Annotated in this window: 23 protein-coding genes; 15 read left to right on the top strand and 8 right to left on the bottom strand. The window is 63.2% G+C overall.

Annotated features, from left to right (window positions below; translation table 11 throughout):
* Positions 1-36: 36 nt before the first annotated feature.
* Together DV733_RS14290 and DV733_RS14285 are read right to left on the bottom strand one after the other, a co-directional pair.
* A complete protein-coding gene (locus DV733_RS14290; RefSeq protein WP_049992664.1) occupies positions 37-570 on the bottom strand; it encodes a DUF1684 domain-containing protein in 534 nt (177 codons plus the stop codon).
* Positions 571-595: 25 nt separating this feature from the next.
* The gene (locus DV733_RS14285; protein ID WP_237560464.1) at positions 596-1,663 is read right to left on the bottom strand and encodes a saccharopine dehydrogenase family protein; all 1,068 of its coding nucleotides are present in this window, start codon (positions 1,661-1,663) and stop codon (positions 596-598) included.
* Between the two features lie 91 nt (positions 1,664-1,754).
* On the opposite strand from DV733_RS14285, the gene DV733_RS14280 reads away from it, so the two are divergent.
* The gene (locus DV733_RS14280; RefSeq protein ID WP_049992662.1) at positions 1,755-2,180 is read left to right on the top strand and encodes a Rieske (2Fe-2S) protein; all 426 of its coding nucleotides are present in this window, start codon (positions 1,755-1,757) and stop codon (positions 2,178-2,180) included.
* 16 nt (positions 2,181-2,196) lie between these two features.
* Here DV733_RS14280 and DV733_RS14275 read toward each other — a convergent pair whose 3' ends face one another.
* The gene (locus DV733_RS14275) at positions 2,197-2,487 is read right to left on the bottom strand and encodes a transcriptional regulator (RefSeq protein ID WP_049992661.1); all 291 of its coding nucleotides are present in this window, start codon (positions 2,485-2,487) and stop codon (positions 2,197-2,199) included.
* A 98-nt stretch (positions 2,488-2,585) separates the two neighbouring features.
* Here DV733_RS14275 and DV733_RS14270 point away from each other — a divergent pair, with 98 nt between their 5' ends.
* On the top strand, positions 2,586-3,554 hold the full coding sequence (locus DV733_RS14270) for a sugar phosphate nucleotidyltransferase (protein ID WP_049992660.1): 969 nt from the start codon (positions 2,586-2,588) through the stop codon (positions 3,552-3,554).
* A 130-nt stretch (positions 3,555-3,684) separates the two neighbouring features.
* Entirely contained in the window at positions 3,685-3,837 is a 153-nt protein-coding gene (locus DV733_RS17390; protein WP_170178709.1) for a hypothetical protein, read from the top strand.
* Between the two features lie 137 nt (positions 3,838-3,974).
* Here DV733_RS17390 and DV733_RS14265 read toward each other — a convergent pair whose 3' ends face one another.
* The gene (locus tag DV733_RS14265; RefSeq protein ID WP_049992659.1) at positions 3,975-4,472 is read right to left on the bottom strand and encodes a hypothetical protein; all 498 of its coding nucleotides are present in this window, start codon (positions 4,470-4,472) and stop codon (positions 3,975-3,977) included.
* A 230-nt stretch (positions 4,473-4,702) separates the two neighbouring features.
* On the opposite strand from DV733_RS14265, the gene DV733_RS14260 reads away from it, so the two are divergent.
* The 6 genes from DV733_RS14260 to DV733_RS14235 all read left to right on the top strand — a co-directional run bounded on the left by DV733_RS14260 (position 4,703) and on the right by DV733_RS14235 (position 11,228).
* A complete protein-coding gene (locus tag DV733_RS14260; RefSeq protein WP_049992658.1) occupies positions 4,703-5,422 on the top strand; it encodes a diphthine--ammonia ligase in 720 nt (239 codons plus the stop codon).
* Positions 5,423-5,575: 153 nt separating this feature from the next.
* Positions 5,576-7,420, top strand: a complete 1,845-nt coding sequence (locus DV733_RS14255) for a glycoside hydrolase family 2 protein (protein ID WP_237560463.1) — start codon at positions 5,576-5,578, stop codon at positions 7,418-7,420.
* A 317-nt stretch (positions 7,421-7,737) separates the two neighbouring features.
* Positions 7,738-8,628, top strand: coding sequence for a coiled-coil protein (locus DV733_RS14250; RefSeq protein ID WP_049992657.1), 891 nt, complete (start codon positions 7,738-7,740; stop codon positions 8,626-8,628).
* Positions 8,629-8,728: 100 nt separating this feature from the next.
* On the top strand, positions 8,729-9,865 hold the full coding sequence (locus DV733_RS14245; protein ID WP_049992656.1) for a DUF373 family protein: 1,137 nt from the start codon (positions 8,729-8,731) through the stop codon (positions 9,863-9,865).
* Positions 9,866-9,910: 45 nt separating this feature from the next.
* The gene (locus DV733_RS14240) at positions 9,911-10,324 is read left to right on the top strand and encodes a DUF371 domain-containing protein (protein ID WP_049992655.1); all 414 of its coding nucleotides are present in this window, start codon (positions 9,911-9,913) and stop codon (positions 10,322-10,324) included.
* Positions 10,325-10,412: 88 nt separating this feature from the next.
* On the top strand, positions 10,413-11,228 hold the full coding sequence (locus DV733_RS14235; protein WP_049992654.1) for an endonuclease III domain-containing protein: 816 nt from the start codon (positions 10,413-10,415) through the stop codon (positions 11,226-11,228).
* Here DV733_RS14235 and DV733_RS14230 read toward each other — a convergent pair.
* Entirely contained in the window at positions 11,225-11,530 is a 306-nt protein-coding gene (locus tag DV733_RS14230; protein ID WP_049992653.1) for a DUF7565 family protein, read from the bottom strand. The two genes, DV733_RS14235 and DV733_RS14230, sit on opposite strands and share 4 nt — an antisense overlap.
* A gap of 116 nt (positions 11,531-11,646) precedes the next feature.
* On the opposite strand from DV733_RS14230, the gene DV733_RS14225 reads away from it, so the two are divergent.
* The 4 genes from DV733_RS14225 to DV733_RS14215 all read left to right on the top strand — a co-directional run bounded on the left by DV733_RS14225 (position 11,647) and on the right by DV733_RS14215 (position 15,704).
* On the top strand, positions 11,647-12,396 hold the full coding sequence (locus DV733_RS14225; protein ID WP_049994256.1) for a PHP-associated domain-containing protein: 750 nt from the start codon (positions 11,647-11,649) through the stop codon (positions 12,394-12,396).
* Between the two features lie 428 nt (positions 12,397-12,824).
* Positions 12,825-12,962, top strand: a complete 138-nt coding sequence (locus DV733_RS17170) for a hypothetical protein (protein WP_154019508.1) — start codon at positions 12,825-12,827, stop codon at positions 12,960-12,962.
* Between the two features lie 55 nt (positions 12,963-13,017).
* A complete protein-coding gene (locus DV733_RS14220; protein WP_049992652.1) occupies positions 13,018-14,091 on the top strand; it encodes a M20 family metallopeptidase in 1,074 nt (357 codons plus the stop codon).
* Between the two features lie 98 nt (positions 14,092-14,189).
* Positions 14,190-15,704 carry a carboxypeptidase M32 gene (locus DV733_RS14215; protein ID WP_049992651.1) on the top strand — a complete coding sequence of 505 codons (1,515 nt, stop codon included), beginning with the start codon at positions 14,190-14,192 and terminating at the stop codon, positions 15,702-15,704.
* A 29-nt stretch (positions 15,705-15,733) separates the two neighbouring features.
* Here DV733_RS14215 and DV733_RS14210 read toward each other — a convergent pair whose 3' ends face one another.
* From DV733_RS14210 to DV733_RS14200, 3 genes are all read right to left on the bottom strand, one after another.
* Positions 15,734-17,032 carry a glycosyltransferase gene (locus tag DV733_RS14210; RefSeq protein WP_049992650.1) on the bottom strand — a complete coding sequence of 433 codons (1,299 nt, stop codon included), beginning with the start codon at positions 17,030-17,032 and terminating at the stop codon, positions 15,734-15,736.
* Between the two features lie 64 nt (positions 17,033-17,096).
* The gene (locus tag DV733_RS14205) at positions 17,097-18,077 is read right to left on the bottom strand and encodes a DUF368 domain-containing protein (protein WP_336884730.1); all 981 of its coding nucleotides are present in this window, start codon (positions 18,075-18,077) and stop codon (positions 17,097-17,099) included.
* Between the two features lie 2 nt (positions 18,078-18,079).
* The gene (locus tag DV733_RS14200) at positions 18,080-21,007 is read right to left on the bottom strand and encodes an oligosaccharyl transferase, archaeosortase A system-associated (RefSeq protein WP_049992649.1); all 2,928 of its coding nucleotides are present in this window, start codon (positions 21,005-21,007) and stop codon (positions 18,080-18,082) included.
* A gap of 157 nt (positions 21,008-21,164) precedes the next feature.
* Between DV733_RS14200 and aglG the strand changes: the two genes are divergently transcribed.
* Together aglG and DV733_RS14190 are read left to right on the top strand one after the other, a co-directional pair.
* Entirely contained in the window at positions 21,165-22,097 is a 933-nt protein-coding gene (aglG, locus tag DV733_RS14195; protein WP_049992648.1) for a glucosyl-dolichyl phosphate glucuronosyltransferase, read from the top strand.
* 69 nt (positions 22,098-22,166) lie between these two features.
* Positions 22,167-23,312 carry a glycosyltransferase gene (locus tag DV733_RS14190; protein WP_049992647.1) on the top strand — a complete coding sequence of 382 codons (1,146 nt, stop codon included), beginning with the start codon at positions 22,167-22,169 and terminating at the stop codon, positions 23,310-23,312.
* The last annotated feature ends 71 nt before the right edge of the window (positions 23,313-23,383 follow it).

Genomic DNA, 23,383 nt, shown 5'->3' with positions numbered 1-23,383 from the left:
TGGTCACTGATCTCGATCGAGATTGCTCGCGTGCCGCTATCGCGACTGCTCGCCCGCCTTTATTCCCACTTCGAGCCAGTTGTCCTCCGGCGGGAGCGGGCAGTCGAACGTCTCGCTGAACGCACAGAATGGGCTGTACGCGAGGTTGAAATCGATCGTCACAGTGTCACCGTCTTCGAGCGTGCGATCAGGCTCCAGTTCCATGTAGCGGCCGCCCTCGTAGGTCTGCTGGCCGGTCGTCTTGTCCCGGAACGGGACGAAGATCGCGTCGTCGCCGGCCTGTTGGTAGCCGTGAAGATGGTGGCTCTCGCCGTCGAGGTCGAATTCAAACGTGATCACGTGCTGGTACTCCACTGACCGTCCGGCGGAGGTATCCATCTCGACCGTCTCGGGAGCGTCGTGGACGGTCACGCTCGCTTCGACCCGGTAGTCGAGGTTCGGCTCGAAGTAGTCCAGCCCGTCGAAGTCCTCGCGCTCTTCGGGTGGGATGGGCGATTGTCGATGCTCGGCGAGAAATCGGTCTTTTTCGGCGCGATTGGCTTCGAGTTCGTCGACGTAGTCGTCGGTCATACCGGTGGTTGGCCGTCGAGGCGTATCAGTTCGGCGTCTCGGCCGGCTCGTCGGTCCGCTCGACGCCCTCGATCGAAAGCACGAGGTCGGGACCGTACGCGCTCGCCGGGGTCTGATAGCCGACCGGGGCGTCCCCATCCAGGACGCGCTGGAGGATTTCGAGCGCCGAAAGCGTCGTGAGCCGGTAGGTGTTGGGCGTTCGCAATCGCGACGTCAGCGTCTGCTCGCCGTCGCTAACCTCCCCCCACAACAGCGCGTCGGTCGTTTCGCGCGTCTCGGCGTCGGGGCCGTCGACTTTGCGGTCGACCAGCGACTTGAGCAGCGACTTGACTGGCCCCAGTGAGAGCACGGGCGCGAGATAGCGCTGGTACTTCATCCGCTCGATTGTCGACGGCGGGAACGCGAGGTAGAACTCGATGTCGGGGATTCCAGTGGTGTGGTGTGCTGTCGAGACGTCACCCCAGGGGAACGTCGTCGCCATCGCCGGCCCGTCGCCGAAGTCGATCTCGCGAGTCTTCCAGGCGGCCGGCACCGATTCGAGCTGTCCGCCCCGGCGGATCATCCCGCCCTCTCCGAGCCCGTCGATCGCCGTCTTCATCGTCCCCGGCGAGAACCCACCCTCTGCTTTGAACCCGAGTGCGAGCGACTCCGCGTCGGGAAGTCGCTCGGCCAGATGTGCGGCCAGACAGTCAGAGGGGACAACGTCGAAGCCGACGCCCGGCAGCAACATGACGTCGGCTTCGTGGGCGCGCTCGTCGTAGCCCTTGATCGCCTCGAACACTTCGATTTCGCCCGTGATATCGAGATAGTGCGTCCCGCTTTCGAGACACGCGCCGACCATCGGCTCGTAGGTCTCTGCGAACGGCCCCGCGCAGTTGAGCACGATGGCGACGTCGTCCAGCAACTGGGGCAGGGCCTCGTCCGAGAGACCGAACGCCCGGAAATCACAGCCGAGGTCCTCTGCCAGTCGATCAAGTTTGCCGCGAGTTCGGCCGGCCAGGATCGGATCGAGCCCCCGATCGACGGCCTCCCGGGCGATCAACTCGCCGGTGTAGCCGTACGCGCCGTAGATGAGCCATCTATCGTCCGTCACGTCCTTCAAGGCGAGTGCCGCCGACTTAACTGTGGCTGCAATACTGGATCGAAGCGTGTGATTCAAACACGCAGACGACCCACCGGATCTCATGAGCGAGTCGGCTCGAATCGCGGATCTCGATGCTGTCCCAACTGACGGGACACTCCTCTTTACGGTCGAACACGACGACGAGGAACGCGAAGCGATCCTGACGCGACTGGCCGACGGCTCGGTCGTCGCCTGGCGCAACTACTGTCAGCACTGGACTGACATCCGCCTCGATACGGGCGATGGCGCTCCCATGCGCGGGGGTGAGATCGCCTGTCGTCGCCACGCGGCGACGTTCGACCGCGAGTCGGGAGAGTGTACCTTCGGCCCCTGCGAAGGTGCGTACTTGAACGAGATCGACGTCACAGTTCAGGACGGTGAGGTCTTGCTGACCGACGACGAGTACGCGTTCGCCTACCAGGGCCCGGCCGACGCCCACACCGCCGGAAGCGGCTCGACGTCACCGGGTGAACGCCTCGGGTTCTGAGCAGCGGACACGAACCCTACTCGATCGTAAAGGTCGGCTCCGCGACACTCTCGCTCTTGCACTCGGGGCAGCGACTCGGGCGATTGAGCAGGTCGTCGAAGTCCTCGAAGCCGCAGTCTCGACACTGCGGCGGCGCGACCAGTAGCTCCTCGTCGGTCCCATCCAGCGAGCGTGCGATGTGCTGGACGTGTGTCAGCGCCTCGCTGGTCTGAATCTCGAACTCGGCCGCGAGTTCGCTCGCCCCCAAAGGTGTGTCGCGCAATCGATCGGCGATCCGCTGTCGCGTGGTCCGACTCGCCTCGCGCATACAGTGTGTTCCATGTGAACATACATACGTCTTCGGGAGGGCGATTTGCGGGTGGGGGAAACACAAAGGACTTTGCCGCACGTTCTGAGAGTTCGAGTATGGAAGCTGTCGTACTCGCCGGCGGCTACGCGACGCGGCTGTGGCCCGTGACGAAGAACCGACCAAAGATGCTCCTCCCGGTCGGCGAGACGACCGTGATCGATCGGATCCTCACGGAACTCGAGGCTGACGATCGAATCGACGGCGTCTACGTCTCGACCAACGAACGCTTCGCCGAGGACTTCCGCGACCACATGGCCGAGTCCGGCCTTGAGAAGCCGACGCTCTCGATCGAGGAAACGACCGAAGAAGACGAGAAGTTCGGGGTCGTCGGCGCGCTCGCCCAGCTGGTCGAACGCGAGGGTCTCGACGGCGAGGACCTCCTGGTCGTCGCCGGAGACAACCTCATCAGTTTCGGTCTCAGTGACTTCCTCGACGACTTCGACGAACACGGAACGACGACGATCGCGGCCTACGACGTGGGCTCGTACGACCGCGCCTCGGCCTACGGCGTCGTCGAGCTCGACGACGAGCGCGTGGTCGAATTCCAGGAAAAGCCTGAGGATCCCAAGAGCACGCTCGTCTCGATCGCCTGTTATGCCTTCCCGGCCGACGCGGTCCGGTTCGAGGAGTACCTCGAAGACGGGAACAACCCCGACGAGCCGGGCTGGTTCGTCCAGTGGCTCGTCGACAACGAGGCCGTCCACGCGTTCCCCTTCGAGGAGGCATGGTTCGACATCGGGACGCCCGAGAGCTACCTCGACGCCGTCGCCTGGGAACTCGACGGCGAGAGCATCATCGCCGAGTCGGCGACGGTCGAAAGTTCGACTATCGGCGAGAACGTCCACATCCTCCCGGGCGCCGAAGTGGTCGACTCGACGATAGATCAGTCGATCATCTTCTCGGACTCGACGATCAGAGACAGCGAGATCCGCGAGTCGATCATCGATCAGGACACCCACATCGAGAACCTCGACCTCGCGGGCGCGCTCATCGGTGCGCACACTCACATCGCCAACGGGCACTGATGTACGCGAATGGCCACTGACACCTCTCAGCGGCCACTGATTCCGTCGCATCGACCAGCCGAGCGGACCACTTTCACTTTCACTCCGCGGATGGCTCGCCTTGAGTACCCCTCGGTCAATAGTTTGAGATATGTTGAACGAACTGACCTGCACGTGCGCTGGCGAGGGGTGTGATCGCGAACTCGACGTCGAGAATCGCCGGATCGTCTACGAGACTGACGGTGGGACGCGACACGTCTACGAGTGTGACTGTGGCGCGGTGACGATCACAGTCCGGCGGTAGGCGGTAAAGACTGCATCGCGACCAGTTGTCGTCGCCTGTGGTGCTGTCTTCGGGCACCCTGACGACGTGAGGCGAGTTCTTCTTCGCGTCTCTTCCGGACGGAACTGCAGTAGAGATCTCTCACACCCCAGTATCAGTCAACTAGTAGTGTGATTGGCGGCCGTTTCACAGACACTGGTATTCGTCGTGTGCAAGATTGTGACCTCGTCGGAGCGGGGATCCTGGATGTCTCCGACCCGGATGTCCAACCCCAGACACGACGCGCTCTGTTCCCGGAAGTCGAATTCACTCCACTTCGAGGGAGACTGGTCGTCGCGCCAGGCGTACAGAATGCACCCCTCGACGGAGGATGGGACCCCCTCGAAAGAGCTACCGCCGGCCGTCGCTACGTCTGTGGAATCGTCTGCTTCCGGTTCGGCTGCCGAGACGGTCATCTCCCCGGAGTACACTGGTTCCTCGTCGTCGAGTATGAGCACCGACACTGTGTGTGCCCGGAAATCGAGATTCGTCACGTCGATTTCACCGAGCCTGGCATCGGGGTCGGAATCACCACCCAGAGCGCTACACCCTGTGAGGCCGCCGAGGATCGCGCTCGCGCTCAGCTGGAGGGTCTGGCGGCGGGTCACGCGGACCATGTGTAGGCATTGCTGACGATCCAATGAAAAATTTGTCCACGATATTTCGCGTGCGTCTCGTGTTGAATAGGCGCTGTATTCAGTACGACTTCCGAAATCGATTATTGATCGGGTGCGTCCTCGAGTATCCCATCACCGATCGAGGGTTTCTACCAGACCGTCGAAAAACGATTCCCGGAACCTCTCAGTCGAACCGAGCAACGTAAACGAGCAGCGACGCTACCGCGGGTATGAACGACGGCGCGTGGGTAAGTCTCTTCTCCGGCGGTAAAGATTCCTCGTGGGCGCTCTACCGGGCGCTCGAGGCGGGCCACCCGGTCGAACGGCTGGTGACAGTCCATCCAGAGGGCGACTCGTACATGTACCACGTGCCGGCGACGCGACTCGCCGAACTCGCCGCCGAGAGTATCGGGATCGAGTTGGTGGCAGTCGAACCCGCTGACTTCGAGGCCGGGTCTGCGACCGACTCGGGGGCGCAGGGCGACGCGGAACTCGAACCGCTGGAGGCCGCACTCGAGAATCTCGATTCAGAACTCGTCGGTGGTGTCACGGGAATAACGGCAGGCGCGGTCGAGAGCGAGTACCAGACCAGCCGGATCCAGGCGATGGCCGACCGGCTCGACGCCGAACTGTTCGCGCCGCTCTGGCAGCGCGACCCCCGAACGCTGGCCGAGGCGATGCTCGACGCGGGCTTCGAGATCCGGATCATCCAGGTCGCGGCCCATGGTCTCGACGAATCCTGGCTGGGTCGCACGCTCGACGCCGGTACGATCGCCGAGCTGGAGACGCTTAACGACGAGTACGGCGTCCACATCCTGGGTGAGGGCGGCGAATTCGAGACGCTGGTGACGGACGGCCCACACATGGATCGAAAGATCGAACTCGACTATACGACAGAGTGGGACGGAACGCGCGGGCGGTTGCGGATCGACGACGCCCGACTAGTGTGATGCGGAATCGCCAGCAGTAGGACCGCGAGGAGCGAAGCGACTCGCGGCTTTTTGGTCCAGCTTTTTCGAGGCGTGGTCGCGACGGAGGAGCGACCCAACGAGAAAAAGGTGGTGGTGGCGGGATTTATGCCGGCGGCGCACGCGGAAGGTGATATGCAGTGGCGTGGTGCCGAGATCGAGTCGCAGGCAGGCCGTCCCGACCCCGAGGAGTGGACACCGGTCGACGTGCCGGGGCGACCCGAGCGCTTCGCCGGGTCGGAGGCCGTCGCTTACAAGACGGTCGTCGAGGATCCGACGACCGCGACCGAACCGCACGCCGTCCTCGAACTGTCGGGCTGTTATGCCGAGACGACGGTGTGGTGCAACGGGACCGAACTGGCGACCCACGACACCTACTTCGAGCCGTTGCGGGTCCGCCTGGACGACTACCTCACACCCGAGACCGAACTCGTCGTCGTCTGCAGGCGACCCGCCGACGGTGGTGGTGGCGTCTACGAGACCGACCTCCTCCCTGACGCTGCGACTGTCCCGGGAATCTGGTGGGACGCGACGCTCAGGACGTATCAGGGAACGTATTTCGATCGGCTCACGGGCACGCCCCGAATCGACGGGACAGAAGGGACGATCGACGTGCAGGCGACCGTCGTCGCGACCGAAGCCATCGACGATCGACTGACGTTCTCCGTTCGACCGGCCGGTGATCGACGCGAGCGAGGGATGATGGAACGGGCGTCGATCGAGGCGGCCGCGGGCGAGCGGGTCACTGTCGAGCACTCGATTCCCATGCGAGACCCGTCGCTATGGTGGCCACACGATCTGGGCGAGCAGAATCGATACGTCGTCACGGCCAAGCTCGACGGGGTCGAGAAGGCGACGACCGTCGGTTTCTGTGAGTTCGACCACGAGGACGGGGAAGTGACGATCAACGGCACCGAGACGACCGCTCGCGGGCTGAATCTGCTCGATTCGACGCCCGAGGACGTCGAGCGCGCGGTCGAGGCCAACGCAACCCTCGTTCGGACGCACGCCCATCTTCCCTCTCCGGCCGTCGTCGACGCCTGTGAGCGTGCGGGCGTTCTGTTATGGGTCGATCTGCCCCAGACTGGTTCGCAGCGGGTGTCGGTCGATCGGGGACGAGAGTTGGCGGCTGCGGTCGGGCGGCAGTACAGCCGGGCGGCCTCGCTCTCGGCAGTCACCGTCCACGACGATCCCGTCGATCCGTTCGACACGCCACTGGGCAGCGGCTTTCTGGATCGACTGCGATTTCGCTGGCGGGCCTGGCGCGCGAGCTACGACGCAGGCGACGCCCGATCGATCGCCGAGACGCTGCCAGACGATGTCGAGCGATTCCCAGTGGTTGGCCCGCCGGGAATCGACGCCGACGGGACAACGCTGTATCCCGGCTGGCGCTACGGTTCGGCTACCGACCTGGACTGGTTGCTGGATCGACACCCCGATATCGACGCCGTCGCAGAGTTCGGTGCGGGCGCGCTCGCGACCGACTCGGTGCAGGAACCGGCCGGCTTCGACCGACGGGTGCACGACACTCACACCGATGGCGGGGACGTCGCGGCTTCCCAGCGCTACCAGGCGACCGTCGTCAAGCGAGTCGCCGAGGGGCTACGAAACGCCGGCGTGCCACTACTCGCAGGGTTCGCACTACGGGACAGCGGCGACGCAGGGATGGGCGTGCTGTCACGCGACGGCGACCGAAAGCGGGCGTTCGACGCACTCGCGAGCGCCTACGAACCGATCCAGGCCACGCTGGCCGACCCAGGAGCGAGCGAGAGCGACGTACTCGTCCACAACGCCCTCGATACCCGGTTCACCGGCGAACTGCAGTGGGAGTCGCCGGCCGGGTCGGGTTCGACCGAGGTGACCATCGATACAAACGCTCGCGCGGCCCTCACGACCATCGAGTTACCCGCAGAAGGGGCCGTGACGCTCACGCTCTCGACCGCCGACCGAACTGTCGAGAATACGTACGCTCTCGGCTAGCCGTCGTTCGTTTCTCTCGTTCCAGCCCGAATAGTAGTGTGTGGATTCCTATCGAAGTAGTATATAAACGTACATAGAGACATTGGTAGTCCATAGCGTACCCGGTCCATGTGTGTGGTATTCATGCCCAGGTGAGTTCCCGACCGGAATATTTTAATACCCGAAAGGTGTAGAAACAGTCACCAGAACGCTCCTGGCGTTCGGCAGCATCGTGCGACGCCCAACATGACAGGGAACCTTGTTATCCGGCGTACGCCACTCTCTAGAGGAACCTCTGTCGAAGATGGGAGCTGTATGGCATAGGAGGATTCCAACACATGGCAGACTCGATAGACGAATCCAAGAACGTATCGGTGACAGATGAAGAACTCGAGACGAAGTCCAAAGGCGAACTCATCAAACTCGCCGGGCAACTTCGGGATCGACGCAACGAACTCAACCAACTCGCTTCTGAACGAGCATCCGACCGTGACGAGCTGAACGCGAAGACTCGTGAGAAGGTCGACGAGGCCCAGCAGCACCGCGAGAAGCGTGACGAGCTCAACGAGCAGGTCCAAGAGCACAAAGAGAAGCGAAACGAGCTCAACGCCGAGGCCAACGAACTGTTCGAGCAGGTCGAACAGCAGAAGAGTGACCTCGAACTCAACGAGGGCAAGAGCGTCGAGAAGCTCGAATCCGAGATCGAGGATCTCGAATTCAAACAGCAGACCGAAGTGCTCGGCACCGAGGAAGAGCGCGAACTCATCGAGAAGATCGAGGACAAGCGCGAGAAGCTCGCCGAGCGCAAGGAGAAGCTCGAACAGACCGACGACGTCGACGACATCAAAGAGGAAGCCGAGGAGATCCGTTCTGAAGCTTCCCGTCACCACCAGAAAGTGACCGAACTCGCGGACGAGGCCCAGAAACACCACAACGAGATGATCGAGGCCTACCGCGAGGCCGACGAGATCCGTGACGAGGCCGACGAGATGCACGAGAAGTTCGTCGAGGCCCAGGAAGCGGCCGACCAGCACCACGAGGACTTCGTGCGCGTCCAGAAGCGCCTGCGCGAGCTGGACAAAAAGGAAGAAGCCGAAGAGCGCCAGGAACGCGAGCAGGAACAGGAAGCCGCTCGCGAGGAAGCAGAAGAGATCTACCAGAAGTTCAAGGAAGGCGAGACCCTCGACACCGAGGACCTGATGAAACTGCAGAAGACCGGTCTGCTCTAAGCCCGGTCCGTTCTTTCTTCTCCGTTTTTCACAGCCCGGAGCGACAGCTATCGGCGGTGAGTGTCGAGGATTTTTATAGACTGGCCGTCTGCTCTCGGCTGTGACCACGCTGGTCGTCAGTATCGATCGCGGGGCAGACGTCGCGGGGGACGCCGACGCACCGGTCGTCGGCTGGGAGGCCGTCGAGTCACTGGTGACGGACTTCGGCGTCGAAGACCCCGAAGACAGCCACGTGAACTGTCTGCTGGAGTCGCTGCGCGTGGCCCGCGATCTCGAAGACACTGGCGAGGACGCGGTCGTCGCGATGCTCTCGGGTGTGGGTGATCCGGTCAGCATCGACCGCGCGGTCGCCAGACAGACCGACCGGCTCGTCGAAGAGTACGACCTCGACTCGGCGGTCGTCGTCGTCGACAGCGCCGAAGACGAACGGCTCGTCCCGATCGTCGAGAGCCGGCTGACTGTCGACGCCGTCGACCGGGTCGTCGTGCGTCAGGCCCGGGATATCGAGTCGACCTACTACCTGCTCAAACAGTTTCTGGCCGACGAAGAACTCAGGGAGACGGTGTTCGTCCCCGTCGGCGCTGCGTTGCTGGTCTTTCCGGTCCTGTTGTTAGTGTTCGGGCAGGTGACGATTGCGCTCGGAGCGATCGCCGCGTTCTTCGGCGGGTTCCTGCTGTACAAGGGACTGGGGATCGACGAGTTGCTCGAAACGCTCTCGACACAGGTTCGGGAGGCGCTGTACTCCGGTCAGGTGGCCCTGGTCACCTACGTCGTCGCGGGCGGGCTCGCACTCATCGGGCTGTTTGCCGGTGCGCTGGGCGTCTCGGAGATTGGTGACCACGCGACCCTCCTGTTGGGCATGCGGTTCGTCTACGACGCCGTCCCCTGGCTGACCGCAGCGGCGTTGGCGGCGGCGACCGGGCGACTCGTCGACGAACTACTCAGACAGGAAGGCGTCCGAAACGCCTATCTGAACCTGCCCTTCGGCGCAATCGCCGTCGGGCTCGTGGTTCGAGGGGTCGCCTCGTACTTCCTGACGCGGGCGGACCTCGTCGAGACTGTGACGATGCCCGGCATCGAGTTCGGTCCGCTGTCGGTCGCCGCCGTCAAGCTCCAACCGCGCGCGGAACTCGCGCTGTTTCTGATCGCTGGCGTTCTCGTGAGTCTGATCGGCGTGCGCTTTGCCGCCTATTTCAGTGGCCGGAACGTCGAAGCCGACCTCTCCAAAGAGAGCTAAACTCGGATCGTCACCGTCAAATCCGCCGGTCCGCTCGCCGAATACATGGACGAGACGATTCGCGCCAGCGGTCACGAGAACGTCAGCGCCAAGCACGCGAGTACGTTCGAACTGACCAGCGACGACTACCTGACGCCCGCGGGCGACTGTATCCTGGGTATCGAGGCCGACCGGGTCCCAGCGGAGTTCGACGACGCCTTCGTCGAAGCTTGCCAGGACAGCGAGGCGACGATCACGGCGACACTTGAAGCCGGGGGTCACGAGACGACCATCACCGGACGCGGTGATCCCGAGATGACCTTCGAGAACGAGGGCTCGCTGGTCGGCCGGACCAGCGAGTACGTCGACGACCGGACGGTCATGGTCGAAGCAGACGCCGCTGCCGGCGACCTGGATCGCGACTTGGTGCGTGCGCTAGCCGACGGTGCTGCGGTGACGCTGACGCTTTCGGTCGAGTGACGCGGCTGGTAGACGACAGACTGTCGTCGTGGGCAGTCACGCGGCGACGACCACTGCGTTTTTCGTGCTCTCACCCGGAGAGTCGACCATGCCAGCGGACGAACCTGCCGAGAACATCAGCGGCGGCGAATCGGGTGGTGGGCGAGCGAGTGCGTTCACCACGGGTGAAGCCGCGACGCGCGCCGAGGAAGTCGTCGACCGCCTCGGCGAGCGCTACTGGCAGAAAGCCTACGGCGGCCAGGACGCCTTCGAGTGTCTCGTCAGGACGATCCTGAGTCAGAATACCTCCGACGTGGCGAGTCAGCCCGCCCACGATAGCCTGATAGAGCGCTACGGCCCAGGTGGACCGGCCGGTCGGGGCGACCTCGTCGACGCACTCGCGATAGCCGACCAGCAACGACTGGCCGAGACGATTTCGTCGGCCGGGCTCTACAATCAAAAGTCAGAGCGGATCATCGCAATCGCCGAAGAGATACGCGCGGAGTTCGGGGACGAGGACGCCTTCGACACGTTCGTTCGCGACGGTGAGCCGGGCGAGGTTCGAGAGAAACTGCTCTCTTACGACGGCGTCGGGCCGAAGACTGCCGACTGCGTCTTGCTCTTTGCGGGCGGGCAGGAGGGTGTCTTTCCAGTAGACACCCACGTCCACCGGATCGCCCGCCGGATCGGGCTGGCCCCTGCCGACGCCGATCACGAAACTGTTCGCGAGCATCTCGAACGCGAAGTGCCGGCCAAGAAATGTGGGTTCGGACACACGGCGACGATCCAGTTCGGCCGGGAGTACTGCAGCGCGCGTAAGCCGGCCTGCCTCGACGACCCGGAGGCTTGTCCGATGGCGGATCTCTGCGAGCAAGTCGGCGTCGATCCCGAGACTGGGGACGTAGTCGATCCGAGCGAGGCTTAGAAGGAACCGCTGCCACCTTCGAGTCGGTCGATGACCTCGCGGAGGTCGGCCTCGCTCTCGATGACGTCCTTGACGTTCTCGCGCTGGCGGACCTCCTTGGCGGTGGCGTCGTAGGCACGGACGTACTCGGCGCGGCTGTGTTCTTCGAACGCGTGGCGGATGGCGAAGTAGCCGTCGGGCAGGACGGTCCCGCAGACTTCACACTCGACGCGTTCGTGATCGGTCGCCTGGTGGACGATAAGGTCCTCGACACGATCGAAGGTCCGGCCGTCGCCCTCGATCGCACACTCCCAGCGTGCCATACTCACACGTAGGCCCCCTGAGGGACTTAAAGCTATCCGGGCTGGATCAGAATCCCTTTGGGGTGGCCCGGGATATACCTGGGACAGTGACCGAGAGTCGCGGGACGAGGGTCGACATGCACGTGAAGATCCTCGACGAGTCGGTGGTCGAACGCGCCAAGTCACGCGGAATCGACGTGCTGGTCTACGCACCACATTTCACCCGACTGCCGACGATCCAACAGCGTGCCGAACAGTTCAGCGACGACGAACTGACCGTCGTGCCCGCCCGAGAGATATTCGCGGGTCCCTGGCACGACCGCCGCCACGTCCTGGCGGTCGACCTCTCGCAGCCGATTCCGGACTTCATCACCCTGGAGGGCGCGATGCAGGAACTCGATCGTCAGCAGGCGACTGTTCTGGTCCCACATCCCGAATTTCTGACAGTCAGCCTCGACCGCGCACAGATCGACCGCTACAGCGACGTAATCGACGGCGTCGAGGCCTACAATCCGAAACACCTCTCCTGGCACAACCGACGAGCCAGTGAAATCACCCGCAAGTCCGACCGCCCCGCGTTCACCTCTTCGTACGCACATCTCCTGACCACGGTCGGTGAAGCCTGGACGACGTTCGACCGACCAATAAACGCCCCAGAAGACCTGACGGCAGCACTACGGTCCGGCAACCCACAACTTCGCCATCGGACCGGAGCCACCCATCGCGTGCGCTGTCTCGCAGAGTTTGCTCACCTCGGCTGGGAGAACACCTGGGAAAAATTCGATCGGGTCGTCCGCTCCGGCATGGAGCCGACCCACCCCGGCCACGTCGCCTACGGTGGTCGGTTCGACGACGTCCGTGTCGATCGCCACGGGGTTCTGGGCTGAGGCCTCAGGAACGACATTCGTCGCATGCTCTTCGAGAAATATTGACGATCTAAAAAACGATCTGCTCGTTTACGCCCGTTCGTTCGTCTTTCGGGCCGTTTTGGCGTCGGTCTTCGACCAGAAATGCAGCACTTTCTCGGACGAACTGTCACTATCTTCCATCGAAGGTTTCGTTTTGGAACTCATGTTGTATTCGGATACACGGATGTCGATCATATATACCTTCCCCTAATACTGCGCTCCGGTATAATGTCTCAAACTGTCTGTAATAGGTGTTATTAGGTGTGGCCGAGAATCAGGTGCTACTGGTACTCAACTGGAGAGTGTCCACGCCAAAACACGACGCGAAGTAGCCTACACGGTTGTTTATTACTTATTTGTATCTCCGGATACAAGGTTTTTTGATGGATGCGTGAGAACGCATAGATATGCCCACGACTCAGATCCGAGCGCACGGGGATCGCAACGTCCTGCCGGAGGGAACGTCACCGTCCGTGGACACCCGCGAGTGTCCCATCGACGAGTTTACGCTATCACACATGCGCTCGACCCGGACCGACGAGTAACGACCGCTGATCGTTCTTGGGAAGCTTGTTTGCGGCCCCTCCCTCTAGAGAGGGTATGGACGCTGCGTCGTTGACGCGTGAGTTAGTCTCGATTCCGAGCCACGAGGATCCGGCACGAGTCGGCGACCGGTTGGTCGAGTGGCTCGAAACCCACACCGACGCCGACGTCGAGCGCGACGACCACGGCAACGTCTTCGCACGCCGTGGTTCGGGCGAGCAGTCGCTGGCACTGGTCGGCCACCACGACGTCGTGGCGCCGGACGACAGCCAGCTCGACGACGACGAATACGTCTTCGAAGCAGACGGTGACAGGCTCTACGGTCGCGGCACCGCAGACATGAAGGGATCACTCGCCGCGATGGCCACTGCCTTCAGCGACGCAGACCCGGCGGGCGAACTCGTCTTCGTCTCGTTCGTCGGCGAAGAACAGGGCGGGATCGGCTGTCGTGCGGCGATCGACGATGGATTCGCGCCCGACTTCGCGGTCGTCGGTGAAGGATCGACCGGGTATTCGGCAGCCGGCGTGACCGACGTCGCCATCGCCCACAAGGGTCGGCGCGGGAGTACGATCACTGCCAGAGGTGCAGCCGCACACGCGAGCGAACCCGAGACTGGCGAGAACGCCATCTACCGTGCACTGGACGCTGTCGACATCGTCCGCGACCTGCCGTTCCCGGAGACGTCGGTGCTCGATCACGAGGTGGCGGGGAGTCTCGTCGCGACCGAGATCGAAGGCGGCAGCGCCTGGAACGTCGTTCCCGAGGAGTGCACCGTGACAGTCGACGAGCGTACCGTTCCGGGAACGCGCGCGCCACTAGATCGCGTCGAGCGACTGGACGGCGTCTCCTGGGCTGTCGAGCAAGACCTGCCGCCCATGGCCTGCGGGAACGGGCGTTTCGCAGACGTCGCGCTCGAAGCCGCAGACACGGTCCAGGACGGGACGCCCGAGTTCGTCGTCAAACCCCACGCGACTGACGCCGGCTGGCTCGCCTCCCGGGCCGGGACGACGTGTCTGGTTATCGGGGCCGCTGAGCCGGGCGAAGCCCACACCGCGACCGAGAGCGTCTCGCTAGCGGTCGTCGACCGCTGCGAGGCGATCTACCGATCCATCGCAGAGACCTGGGCCTAGGTCGAGACGGTCGAACGTTCCGGCCGTCGAAAAGCGTGGTTGAGACTCTCTCGCGCACGTCCACGGATTCTTTAGGTGGCCCGCCCGTAGGCCGCGCTATGCCAGCGACGACAGACGACGCGACCGACGCCCCGCAAGCATATCGGGAGTTGCTCGAGCACTATCGACGATACAGTAATCTGAACAAGGCTTCGGGAGTGCTCTCGTGGGACCAGCAAGTGATGATGCCCGAAGGCGGTGCCCCCGCCAGGAGTCAGCAACTCTCGACGCTGTCGGGACTCCAGCACGAACTGCTCACCGACGAGGCCGTCGGCGACGCCCTCGAAGCTCTCGCCGACGCCGACCTCAGCGACGAGCAGGCAGCCGTCGTTCGGGAGATCCGCAGAGAGTACGAGCGATCCGACGCTGTCCCGCAGGAACTAGTCGAGGAAGTGACCGCGACTGCCTCGGAAGCGATCGAAGTCTGGGAGGGTGCAAAGGCCGACTCGGACTTCTCGCAGTTCGCACCGACTCTGGAGAAGCTGGTCGAACTTCGCCGCGAGATCGCCGCTCACATCGACCCCGATCGAGAGCCCTATGCCGTACTCTTCGAAGAGTACGAGCCGTACCTCGACCTCGAAACCGCAGAACGAGTGCTGACGCGCCTTCGCGAGGAACTCGTCCCGCTGATCGAGGACATCGGCGAGAGCGACGTCACGCTCCCGCGTGCCTTCGACGGCGGCTCGTACTCGACGGACGCCCAGGAATCGCTCTCACGTGACATTCTCGACCGTCTCAACTACGACTGGGAGCGCGGCCGCCTCGACACGTCCAGTCATCCGTTCACCTCCGGCTCTCAGTTCGACTGCCGTGTCACCACGCGGTTCCTCGAAGACGATCCGTTGAGTGCACTCACTGCGACGATCCACGAGTTCGGACACGCATTCTACAATCTCGGCCTGTCCCAGGACCACTACGGCGACCCGCTCGGTGAGTCCCGGGATCTCAGCGTCCACGAATCACAGTCGCGCCTCTGGGAGAACCACGTCGGCCGCAGCCAGCCGTTCTGGGAGCTGATCGGCGACGACGTCCGGGAGACCTTCGACGTCGACGCCGACGACGAGACCCTCTACGAGGCCGCCAACGTCGTCTACGACGACAACCTCATCCGGGTCGACGCGGACGAACTCACCTATCACATGCACATCATCGTCCGCTTCGAGATCGAACGCGACCTCGTCAACGGCGATCTCGACGTCGAAGACGTCCCCGAGGTCTGGAACGACAAGTACGAGCAGTATCTCGGCATTCGGCCCGAAAACGACGCCGAGGGCTGTCTACAGGACATCCACTGGAGCTACGGTAACTTCGGGTACTTCCCGACGTACACCCTGGGCAGCGTCATGGCAGCCCAGCTCTACGCGGCCGCCGAAGACGACCTCGGCGACCTCGACGGCGATATCCGAGCCGGCGAGTTCGAAGCCCTCCAGGAGTGGCTTCGCGAGAACGTCCACCGGCACGGTGCGCGCTATACGACCGACGAACTGGTCGAAGTGGCGACCGGGGAGTCCTATACGGCCGACTACTTCCTCGAGTACGTCACCGAAAAGTACGGCCAGTTGTACGACCTCTGATCGATCCGCCGCTTCGGTTTTCCGCCCCCTCAGTCGGCCGAGACGCCTTTCGAGACGCTGTACCACTCGCCTTCCCAGGTGAAGAGGTACTCGACGAGCGCCTTGATAGCGACCAGACTGTACAGCGGGAACAGCAGGGGAATCGCCAGCCACGTCAGCCCGAAGGCGTCGATCGACCCCTGCCAGTAATCCTGGATCTGGACCGCGAGTGTGATCGCGATGACGATTGCCAGTCCACCGATCAGAACGTCGAATCCGCCGTCGACGGCCAGGACGGCGAACTTCGAGATGACCGACAGCAAGAACAACCCTGCCGCGACGGTCCCGAGCGCGATCAGCGCCGAGAGCGGATTGCGGTAGTCCGTCAGCGGTCGACTCTCTCCGAGGAGGTAGTGGGATGACTGGGCGTAGCCCGTCATCCAGCGCTTGCGCTGGCCCCACCAGTCCCGCAACGTGTGTGCGCCCTCGATCTTGGAGGGGTACGCCAGCAGTTCGACCACGTCCAGTCGATGTTTGTAACACCGATAGGCGAACTCGAAGTCCTCGGTCAGCATCTCGGTGTGATACCCGCCAGTCTCGACCAGCGCCTCCCGATGCATGACGACTGCACGCGAGGCGGCCATCCGAAAGTCGGTGACCACGTAGAGTCCGCGCCGGGCGACGAAGTTCAGGAGGACCGACTCGTAGTAGGCGATCGACTCGATCACGCCAGTCGGGTCGGGGATCGTCCGCCCCTGGACGACGTCACAGTCGTCGAGTTCGGCGACGGCGGCCGCGACGAACCGCGGGTGGATCCGCTCGTCGGCGTCGAAGACGGCGACGAACGCGGCGTCGACGATCTCGGTCGCGTAGTTGATCGCGCCGGCTTTCGATCCCGGATACTTCGTGTTCTCCAGGGCTTCGACGCGTTCGTGGTCGTCGGCCAGTTCGTGTGCTCGCTGCTTGCTCGGCTGATCGTCGGACTCGTAGACGACCCAGACGGTCAGGTTCTCGTAAGTCGAAGCGAGTAGACTCTCGACGCTGCGGTGGAGTACGCCCGCGTCGTCGTAAACTGGGACCAGTGCGGCCACGTGGCCACCATCGGTTGCGATCCCGGGTTCGCCGTCCCGGTAGCTGTGCCACAGAAAGAGCAGCCCTGAGACCAGAAAGAAGCCCGCGAACGTCGTCATCGCGAAGGTCGCTTCGATGAACTGCAGGTCGACGACCAGCGGTGGCTGATCCACCGAGAGTCCCACTGCCCAGAATCCCTGGACGTATCCGCCAGCGAGGACCAGGACTGAAATCGCGAGGAAACCGACTCGTCCGGCCCACTCTCGTAGTGTTCCCATTGGATGAGTGTCTCCTGTCCGAACGGATATACGTTTTCAACTGAAGCGGTGCCCGGGTATCTGCTCAGTACGCGAGGTCGTCGGTGAAGTAATCCAGCAGCAACACTACACCGCCACCGATAGCGACGGCGAGGACGATCGGCAACACCGACCCGGCTGCGAGTGTCGGGTCCGTATCCAGTACGCGCTCGACGGGCAGTCGCAACGCACCGACCATCAGACTCACCAGAAACGACAGCGTCGCGACGCGGTAGTTGTCGAGCGCCCACCTGATCAGATGCGCGATGGTGAAGAGCCCGAGTATCGCACCGAGACCGAACGTGAACACTGTCGTCGCGGCGTCGGCGAGTGATCCGATCGCACGATCACCGACGACGACGGCGAGCACGCCGTCGACGAACGACGTGAGGACACCAGTCAGGTACTCGTACTGTCCGAACAATACGAGGAAGAACGCCCCCGAAACGCCCGGCAGGATCATCGCGACGATCGCGATCGATCCCGCGACGAAGATGATCGGTACGGTGTGGGCGACGTCGCTACCGGAGGTGACTCCCGAAACCAGAAACGCGATCGCGAAGCCCGCAACCGCCGCAGCGATCCGGCCGGGCGTATCGACGGCCATGTGCTCGTAGAGGACGACCGCCGAGGCAGCGATCAGTCCGAAAAAGAAAGCAAAGGTGAGCGCTTCTGCCTCCTGGAGTGCGGCGTGCATGACCCGAGAGACGGTGACGATGGCGCTGACGACGCCGAGGCCCAGTGCCAGCAGAAACGGGACGTCCATCTCCAGCAGTCGGTCGTAGAAGCGCCGCCGGCCCTCACGACGGTGGACGCCGGCCAGCAGGAACACTGCTGTCGGATCGAGGCGCGTGATCGCCGTGATCAGCCGCTCGTAGATCCCCGTGATGAACGCGATCGTTCCGCCGGAGACCCCAGGGACGGAGTCGGCCGCGCCCATCGCCAGCCCCTTCAGATAGACCGTTACCAGCTGCTGGACGGACGCGCTGACAGCGACCGCCGTATCCTGCTGGGTGTCGCCCGCCACGGTTAGCCTGCGACTCTGACCGCGGGGATCTGAGGCTCGACCGCGTCGAAGACGGGTTCGATCGAGCTGGACCCGCTGTTCTGGTCGTCGTCACTGGAGTTATCGCCTGATCCGTCTGTGGTGTCGTTGGTCTGGTTCTGGTCCGGGAGGTCGACCTCGGTCAGCGTCACCTCGACCGGCGAGTCGTCTTCACCGATGACCTGTGCTTCGGTCACGTCCTCGGTAGCGTTGTAGTAGGCCATCTCGACCGATCCGTTCACCAGCGAGTACTGCTGTGCTGCGAACTGATAGGAGTCGGTCGCACGGACACTCGTGTTGGTGTATCCGTTGTCCGGGCCCCATTCGTCCGCGCCGGTCGAGGCGTAGGGGACGGTCATCGTGAACTCGCCGTCGGCGTTCGTCTGGGCGCGCTGATAGTACGGGAAGGTCCGATTGGTGTTCGGGATCCGCATCTCGACGGTCGCCGTGACTGTCGCGTTGGCCGGCCCCTGCCCCTCGATGGTCGCGCCGGGGACGCGCTCGAAGACTTTCGTCCAGTGGGGGTTACGCTCTGACAGCTGCAGCGTTCGCTGAGGACTGAGCCCGAACTGGCTCAGATCGAGCCCTTGCTGATACAATCTGATCAGTCGGTTGTGAGACGCCTGGAGTGGGTTGATCGTCCGGTCGCTGACCTGGACCAGTCGGTAATGTTCCAGCGCCGGCACGCGCTCGCTCGGATACGGACCGAACCCACCGACCTGCGCGGCCGTCGAGTTGTTGACCGCGGCTCGTGCAGCGTTCATACTGCTGTAGGTCTGGAGAAGCTGGGTGTCCTGACCACCACCCCAGCGCGTCACGATCGGCTGTGGGTCCATCGCGCTGCCGTGATAGCGATAGAGACGGTTGACCATCGTCTCGTAGTAGTCCTGCGTGTACAGGAAGTATCCTTGTCCCAGTCCGACACCCTGCACGTAGTCGCTGGCTTCCTTGTCGTCGACGAACGCTGGCGGTGCAGTGAACTTGCTGCCGCCAGTCGCCATCTGCCAGTCGACCATGACGTAGCGCGTCTGGGCGTTCTCGCCCTCGCTCATGTTCGCGAGGACTTCCTGATTGGCGACGGTCTCGTTCTCGGCCAGCAGGAACCGTGCGGCGTCGCTGGCGGACTCCTGGAACGGGTTGGCAACCGGGATAGACTCGCCCTCGGTCGTGATCCAGTGACCGTAGTCCCACCACGAGAGGACGCCGTACGATCCGTCGGGGTAATCGTAGTCGTCGACGTTGGCAAATTCACCCCAGTAGTCCAGCGTGTTGCCTTCGCCGCCGTAGTTGCCCTGGTCCGGGGTGTTCTCGTTCAGCCAGTCGAGGCTGCTGTCCCAGCTGATCACGCTGATCGGCTCGCGGGTCTCTGACTGTGAGAGGACGTCGCTCTGCTGGCCACTCACGCCGACGGCCATCGGCACGACCAGCAGCAACAACACCGTCACGACCGCCATGATCTGATACGGACGAACGTCCGTCGAGGCCTCTCTGGCGGCCTGGCTGAGATACTGGAAGCCAGTGCCGATCGCGTAGGCTGCCATCACTGCGAAGGGGACCGTGAGATAGTAGCTGAATCGTGCCTGCGTGTACGAGGCTGAAAACATCACCGACAGCCACAGCACGACGAACAGCAGCTCGGGTCGGGACTTCTGCAGGATGGCCGAGCGAACGACTGCCAGCCCAGCTCCGATGAGCGCGATGAAGGGGACGAACCCGTACCACGTCTGGAGGGTCTCCAGTGGGTTCGGCAGCGCTCGAACTTCGGCGACGGTTGCCGCCGCGCCCGAGGGGCTCTGTCCGACGAACCGACCGAAGATACGGATGAACTGCTGGTAGAAGAGGTTGTAGACCCGTGGCGCGAGGAGCGCTATCGCGGCGACCCCGACGATGATCGTGCCGAAAGCGACGACGGCGTACGTCCACTCGGGGTACGAGCGGTCGTCCCAGATTCGGCTGATACCGGCCAGTGCTGCACACCAGAACGCCCCGATCAAGGCCAGCCCGGGTTGGAGCAGCGAGAACTTCACCGGTGCGACGTCGAGTCGCTCGATGGGCAACAGCATCAAGACCGCGGTGACGACGAAGAGGACCGCGCCGGCGATGAGGACGTGTTCGGGACTGCGGCCTTTGAGATGGTCCAGGACAGCCTGAATAGTGACGTACAGGCCAAGAATGCCGAGCAACAACACGCCAGGCGGCCAGACCCACATGTACAGCGCTGTCGCGATTCCGGCGAGTGCTGCATAGGCGACTGGCCGGCGAAGCCCCGCATAGTCTCGGTCGAGGACCAGTTCCCAGACGGGCTTTTCCTGGTCTGCGACCTGCAGTGCCACGACGATTGCGAGTGCGGCGAGCGCCTGCGTGAACGCCTCGGCGACGTGGTGGTCCGCGGAGCCGACGAGACCGCGGGCCAGCAACGTTCCGCTCGACAGGGCGACGATCACAGCTGCAACGATGCCACTGAAACGATTCTTACCCAGTCGCTTGCCGAGGTAGTACGTCGGGATCAGGATCAACGTCCCGACGACGGCTGGCGCGAAGAGATGGACTAATTCGATCGTCTGTTGACTCGGATTCCCGAGCCCGACGACCAATGCGGCCGTGGCGATTACCTGATCGTAGATCGTCCCGAACTGCGATACGGAGGTTCCTGTCGGGAAGTTCGTCCATACCTCGAACGGCATCGTCTCCGGCCAGTTCCTGGCCGTGTACTTCACCTGGCGGAGGTGATACCAGGCGTCGTTTCCGCTGAAATACACTTCGCCACCGGAGACGAAGTTTCCCCACGTCCGTGCCCGAGTCCAGAACGCAAAGACGAGGAGTCCTAAAAGCGCCGGCACGTGATACCACTGCTTGAACCATGCCAGCGCCTCGTCTACCTCTGCGAACGCTTCGTCACTCTCTTGGCTCATAAACGGGCGACCTCCAGGTACTCATTAGCCGGTCAAACTGCCAAGGCGCGCATAAGCCTTATGAAGTCTGTCCGCTCGGGGAGGTCAGATCGCCGGAAGTCGAGCAGACCGCATTCGGAAGAAAACGCTTAGGCCCGTGGCCCTCCCACCCCGACCCATGCGCGTCTCGGTCGTCCTGTGTACCCACTCGCTGGATCGTTACGACGACCTGCTGGACGCCGCCGACAGCGTCCGCGCCCAGACCTACGAGAACGTCGAGCTCGTGCTCGTCAGCGACGGCAACGACGAGGTCACAGAACGGTTCGAGTGGGACTTCGGCGCTGACGGAGACACCGTCGTCACCGAACTTCCCGAGAACCGCGGCCTCCTCGAAGCCCGCAACCACGGTGCCGACGCCGCGACCGGCGACGTCGTGGCGTTTCTCGACGACGACGCTATCGCCGATCCCGACTGGGTCGCCGAACTCGTCGAGGCGTACGAACATCGGGGCGCCATCGCAGCCGGCGGGAAGATGGTCCCCGAGTGGGTCGCCGGCAAACCCGGATTTCTCCCCGAAGAGTTCTACTGGCTGATCGGCGTGACCCACCGCGGGTTCGGCCCCGACGGCGACGTCGAGAAAGCCGGCGAGGTTCGCAACACGAACGGTTCGAACATCTCGTTCGATCGCGAGGTCTTCCTCGAATTGGGCGGATTCGACACCGACATCGGCGGCCGCAAGGGCGACGCCAACCTCCAGGGCGGCGAGACCGAGCTCTGTGCACGTCTCCAGAAAGAGTACGGACAGGGCGTCTGGTACAACCCGAGGGCGGTCGTCGCGCACAAGGTATTCGAGTATCGAACAGACGTCCGCTGGTTGCTCGACAGGGCGTTCTGGCAGGGTTACTCCAAGCGGGCGATGGAGACCTTCGTCGAGGATTCGACCGACGAAGAGACCGATTTTCTGGAACGATTGCTCACCGAGTTCGCCCCGGAACGGTTTCGGTCAGCCGTTACGTCACCGTCGAAATCCGCGATTACCCAGTTGGTCATGCTGTTCGTGCTGACTGGCACTGTCGGCGCGGGCTACCTCTATGGCGCCCGCAAATACTGACGCTGATGCAGTGGCTACGACGGGGGGTGCGCTCGCTATCTTTTTCACCGGCGTCCCCCACGATATCGTATGACCGACGACGCGCTGGCGGATCTCGACGTAGCCGTCGCCCACTGGCACGTCAACGCCTGGGGTGGCGCCGAGTATCTCGTGACGCATCTCGCCGACGTGCTCGGTGAAGACACAGTGTACACGATCGGCACCCCGTCTCCCGACGAACCGAATCCATATGGAGACGTGCAGTTTGTCGACGTCGTACCGTCGTTGTCTCCGACGCCGCTTCGACGCCTCCAGTCTCGTGTCGGCCGTGTCTTCGAGTACGCCCTCTGGGAAGACGTCGACTGGCGGGCGTTCGGCGATCCGGATATCCTCGTGACATCGGGCGCGACGACCCGGGCTGTAATTACGCCCGACGACACCCTTCACATCAATTACTGTCACTCGCCGCCGCGGTGGTTCTACGACCTCTATCACGACCGCAAGGACTCGTTCACGGGGCAACTCGCCCGCCCGTTGGTCAGATATCTCAGGCTGCGCGACGTGACTGTCGATCCCCGCGTCGATCACTATCTGGCCAACAGCCCGGTCATCGCCCGTCGAATTCGGAAGTACTACGACCGAGAATCGACAGTCGTGTATCCGCCAGTCGACCTGGCTGCGTGCCGAACTGGCGGGGATCGCGGATACTACCTCCACCTCGGCCGTCTCGACGAGGAAAAGGGAGTTCCCGAGATCGTCACGGCCTTCCGGGGGACCGATCACGAACTCGTCCTCGCAGGCGGTGCGGGAGACGTTGCGGACACGGTCCGGCGCGACATCGAGCGCGCGCCGAACCTCGAGTACCGGGGCTTCGTGCCCGAGGAGACCAAGTACGAGTTGTTGTCGAACTGTCGGGCACTCGTCTTTAACGGTCGCAACGAGGACTTCGGGATCGTCCCCATCGAGGCAAACGCCAGCGGGAAGGCCGTGCTGACCCGCGAAGAGGGATTCCCGGCAGTGTTCGTGACTGCGGGCGAAAACGGGCTCTTTCACGACGGGACTCCAGGCGAGATCCGGGAAGCCATCGAGCGATTCGAGCGTGACGGCATCGACGGCGACCCGCGTGAGCGGGTGGACAAATTCTCCGTGGACGCGTTTGGTCGCCGACTTCGGAACACGCTGGACAGCGAGTACCGGTCGTTCGTGGACCTCTCCGACGCCGACAGTCGAACGTAGCGATCACCGCGACGGTGATTCACAGTGAGTACTGTAGCGCTTTATCACTACGACCACCCGACTCCGGACGG

Origin of the sequence: Halapricum salinum (assembly GCF_004799665.1) — an archaeon.
In the GTDB taxonomy this organism is placed as follows: Archaea; Halobacteriota; Halobacteria; order Halobacteriales; family Haloarculaceae; genus Halapricum; species Halapricum salinum.
This window is presented reverse-complemented; position numbering and strand designations above follow the sequence as displayed.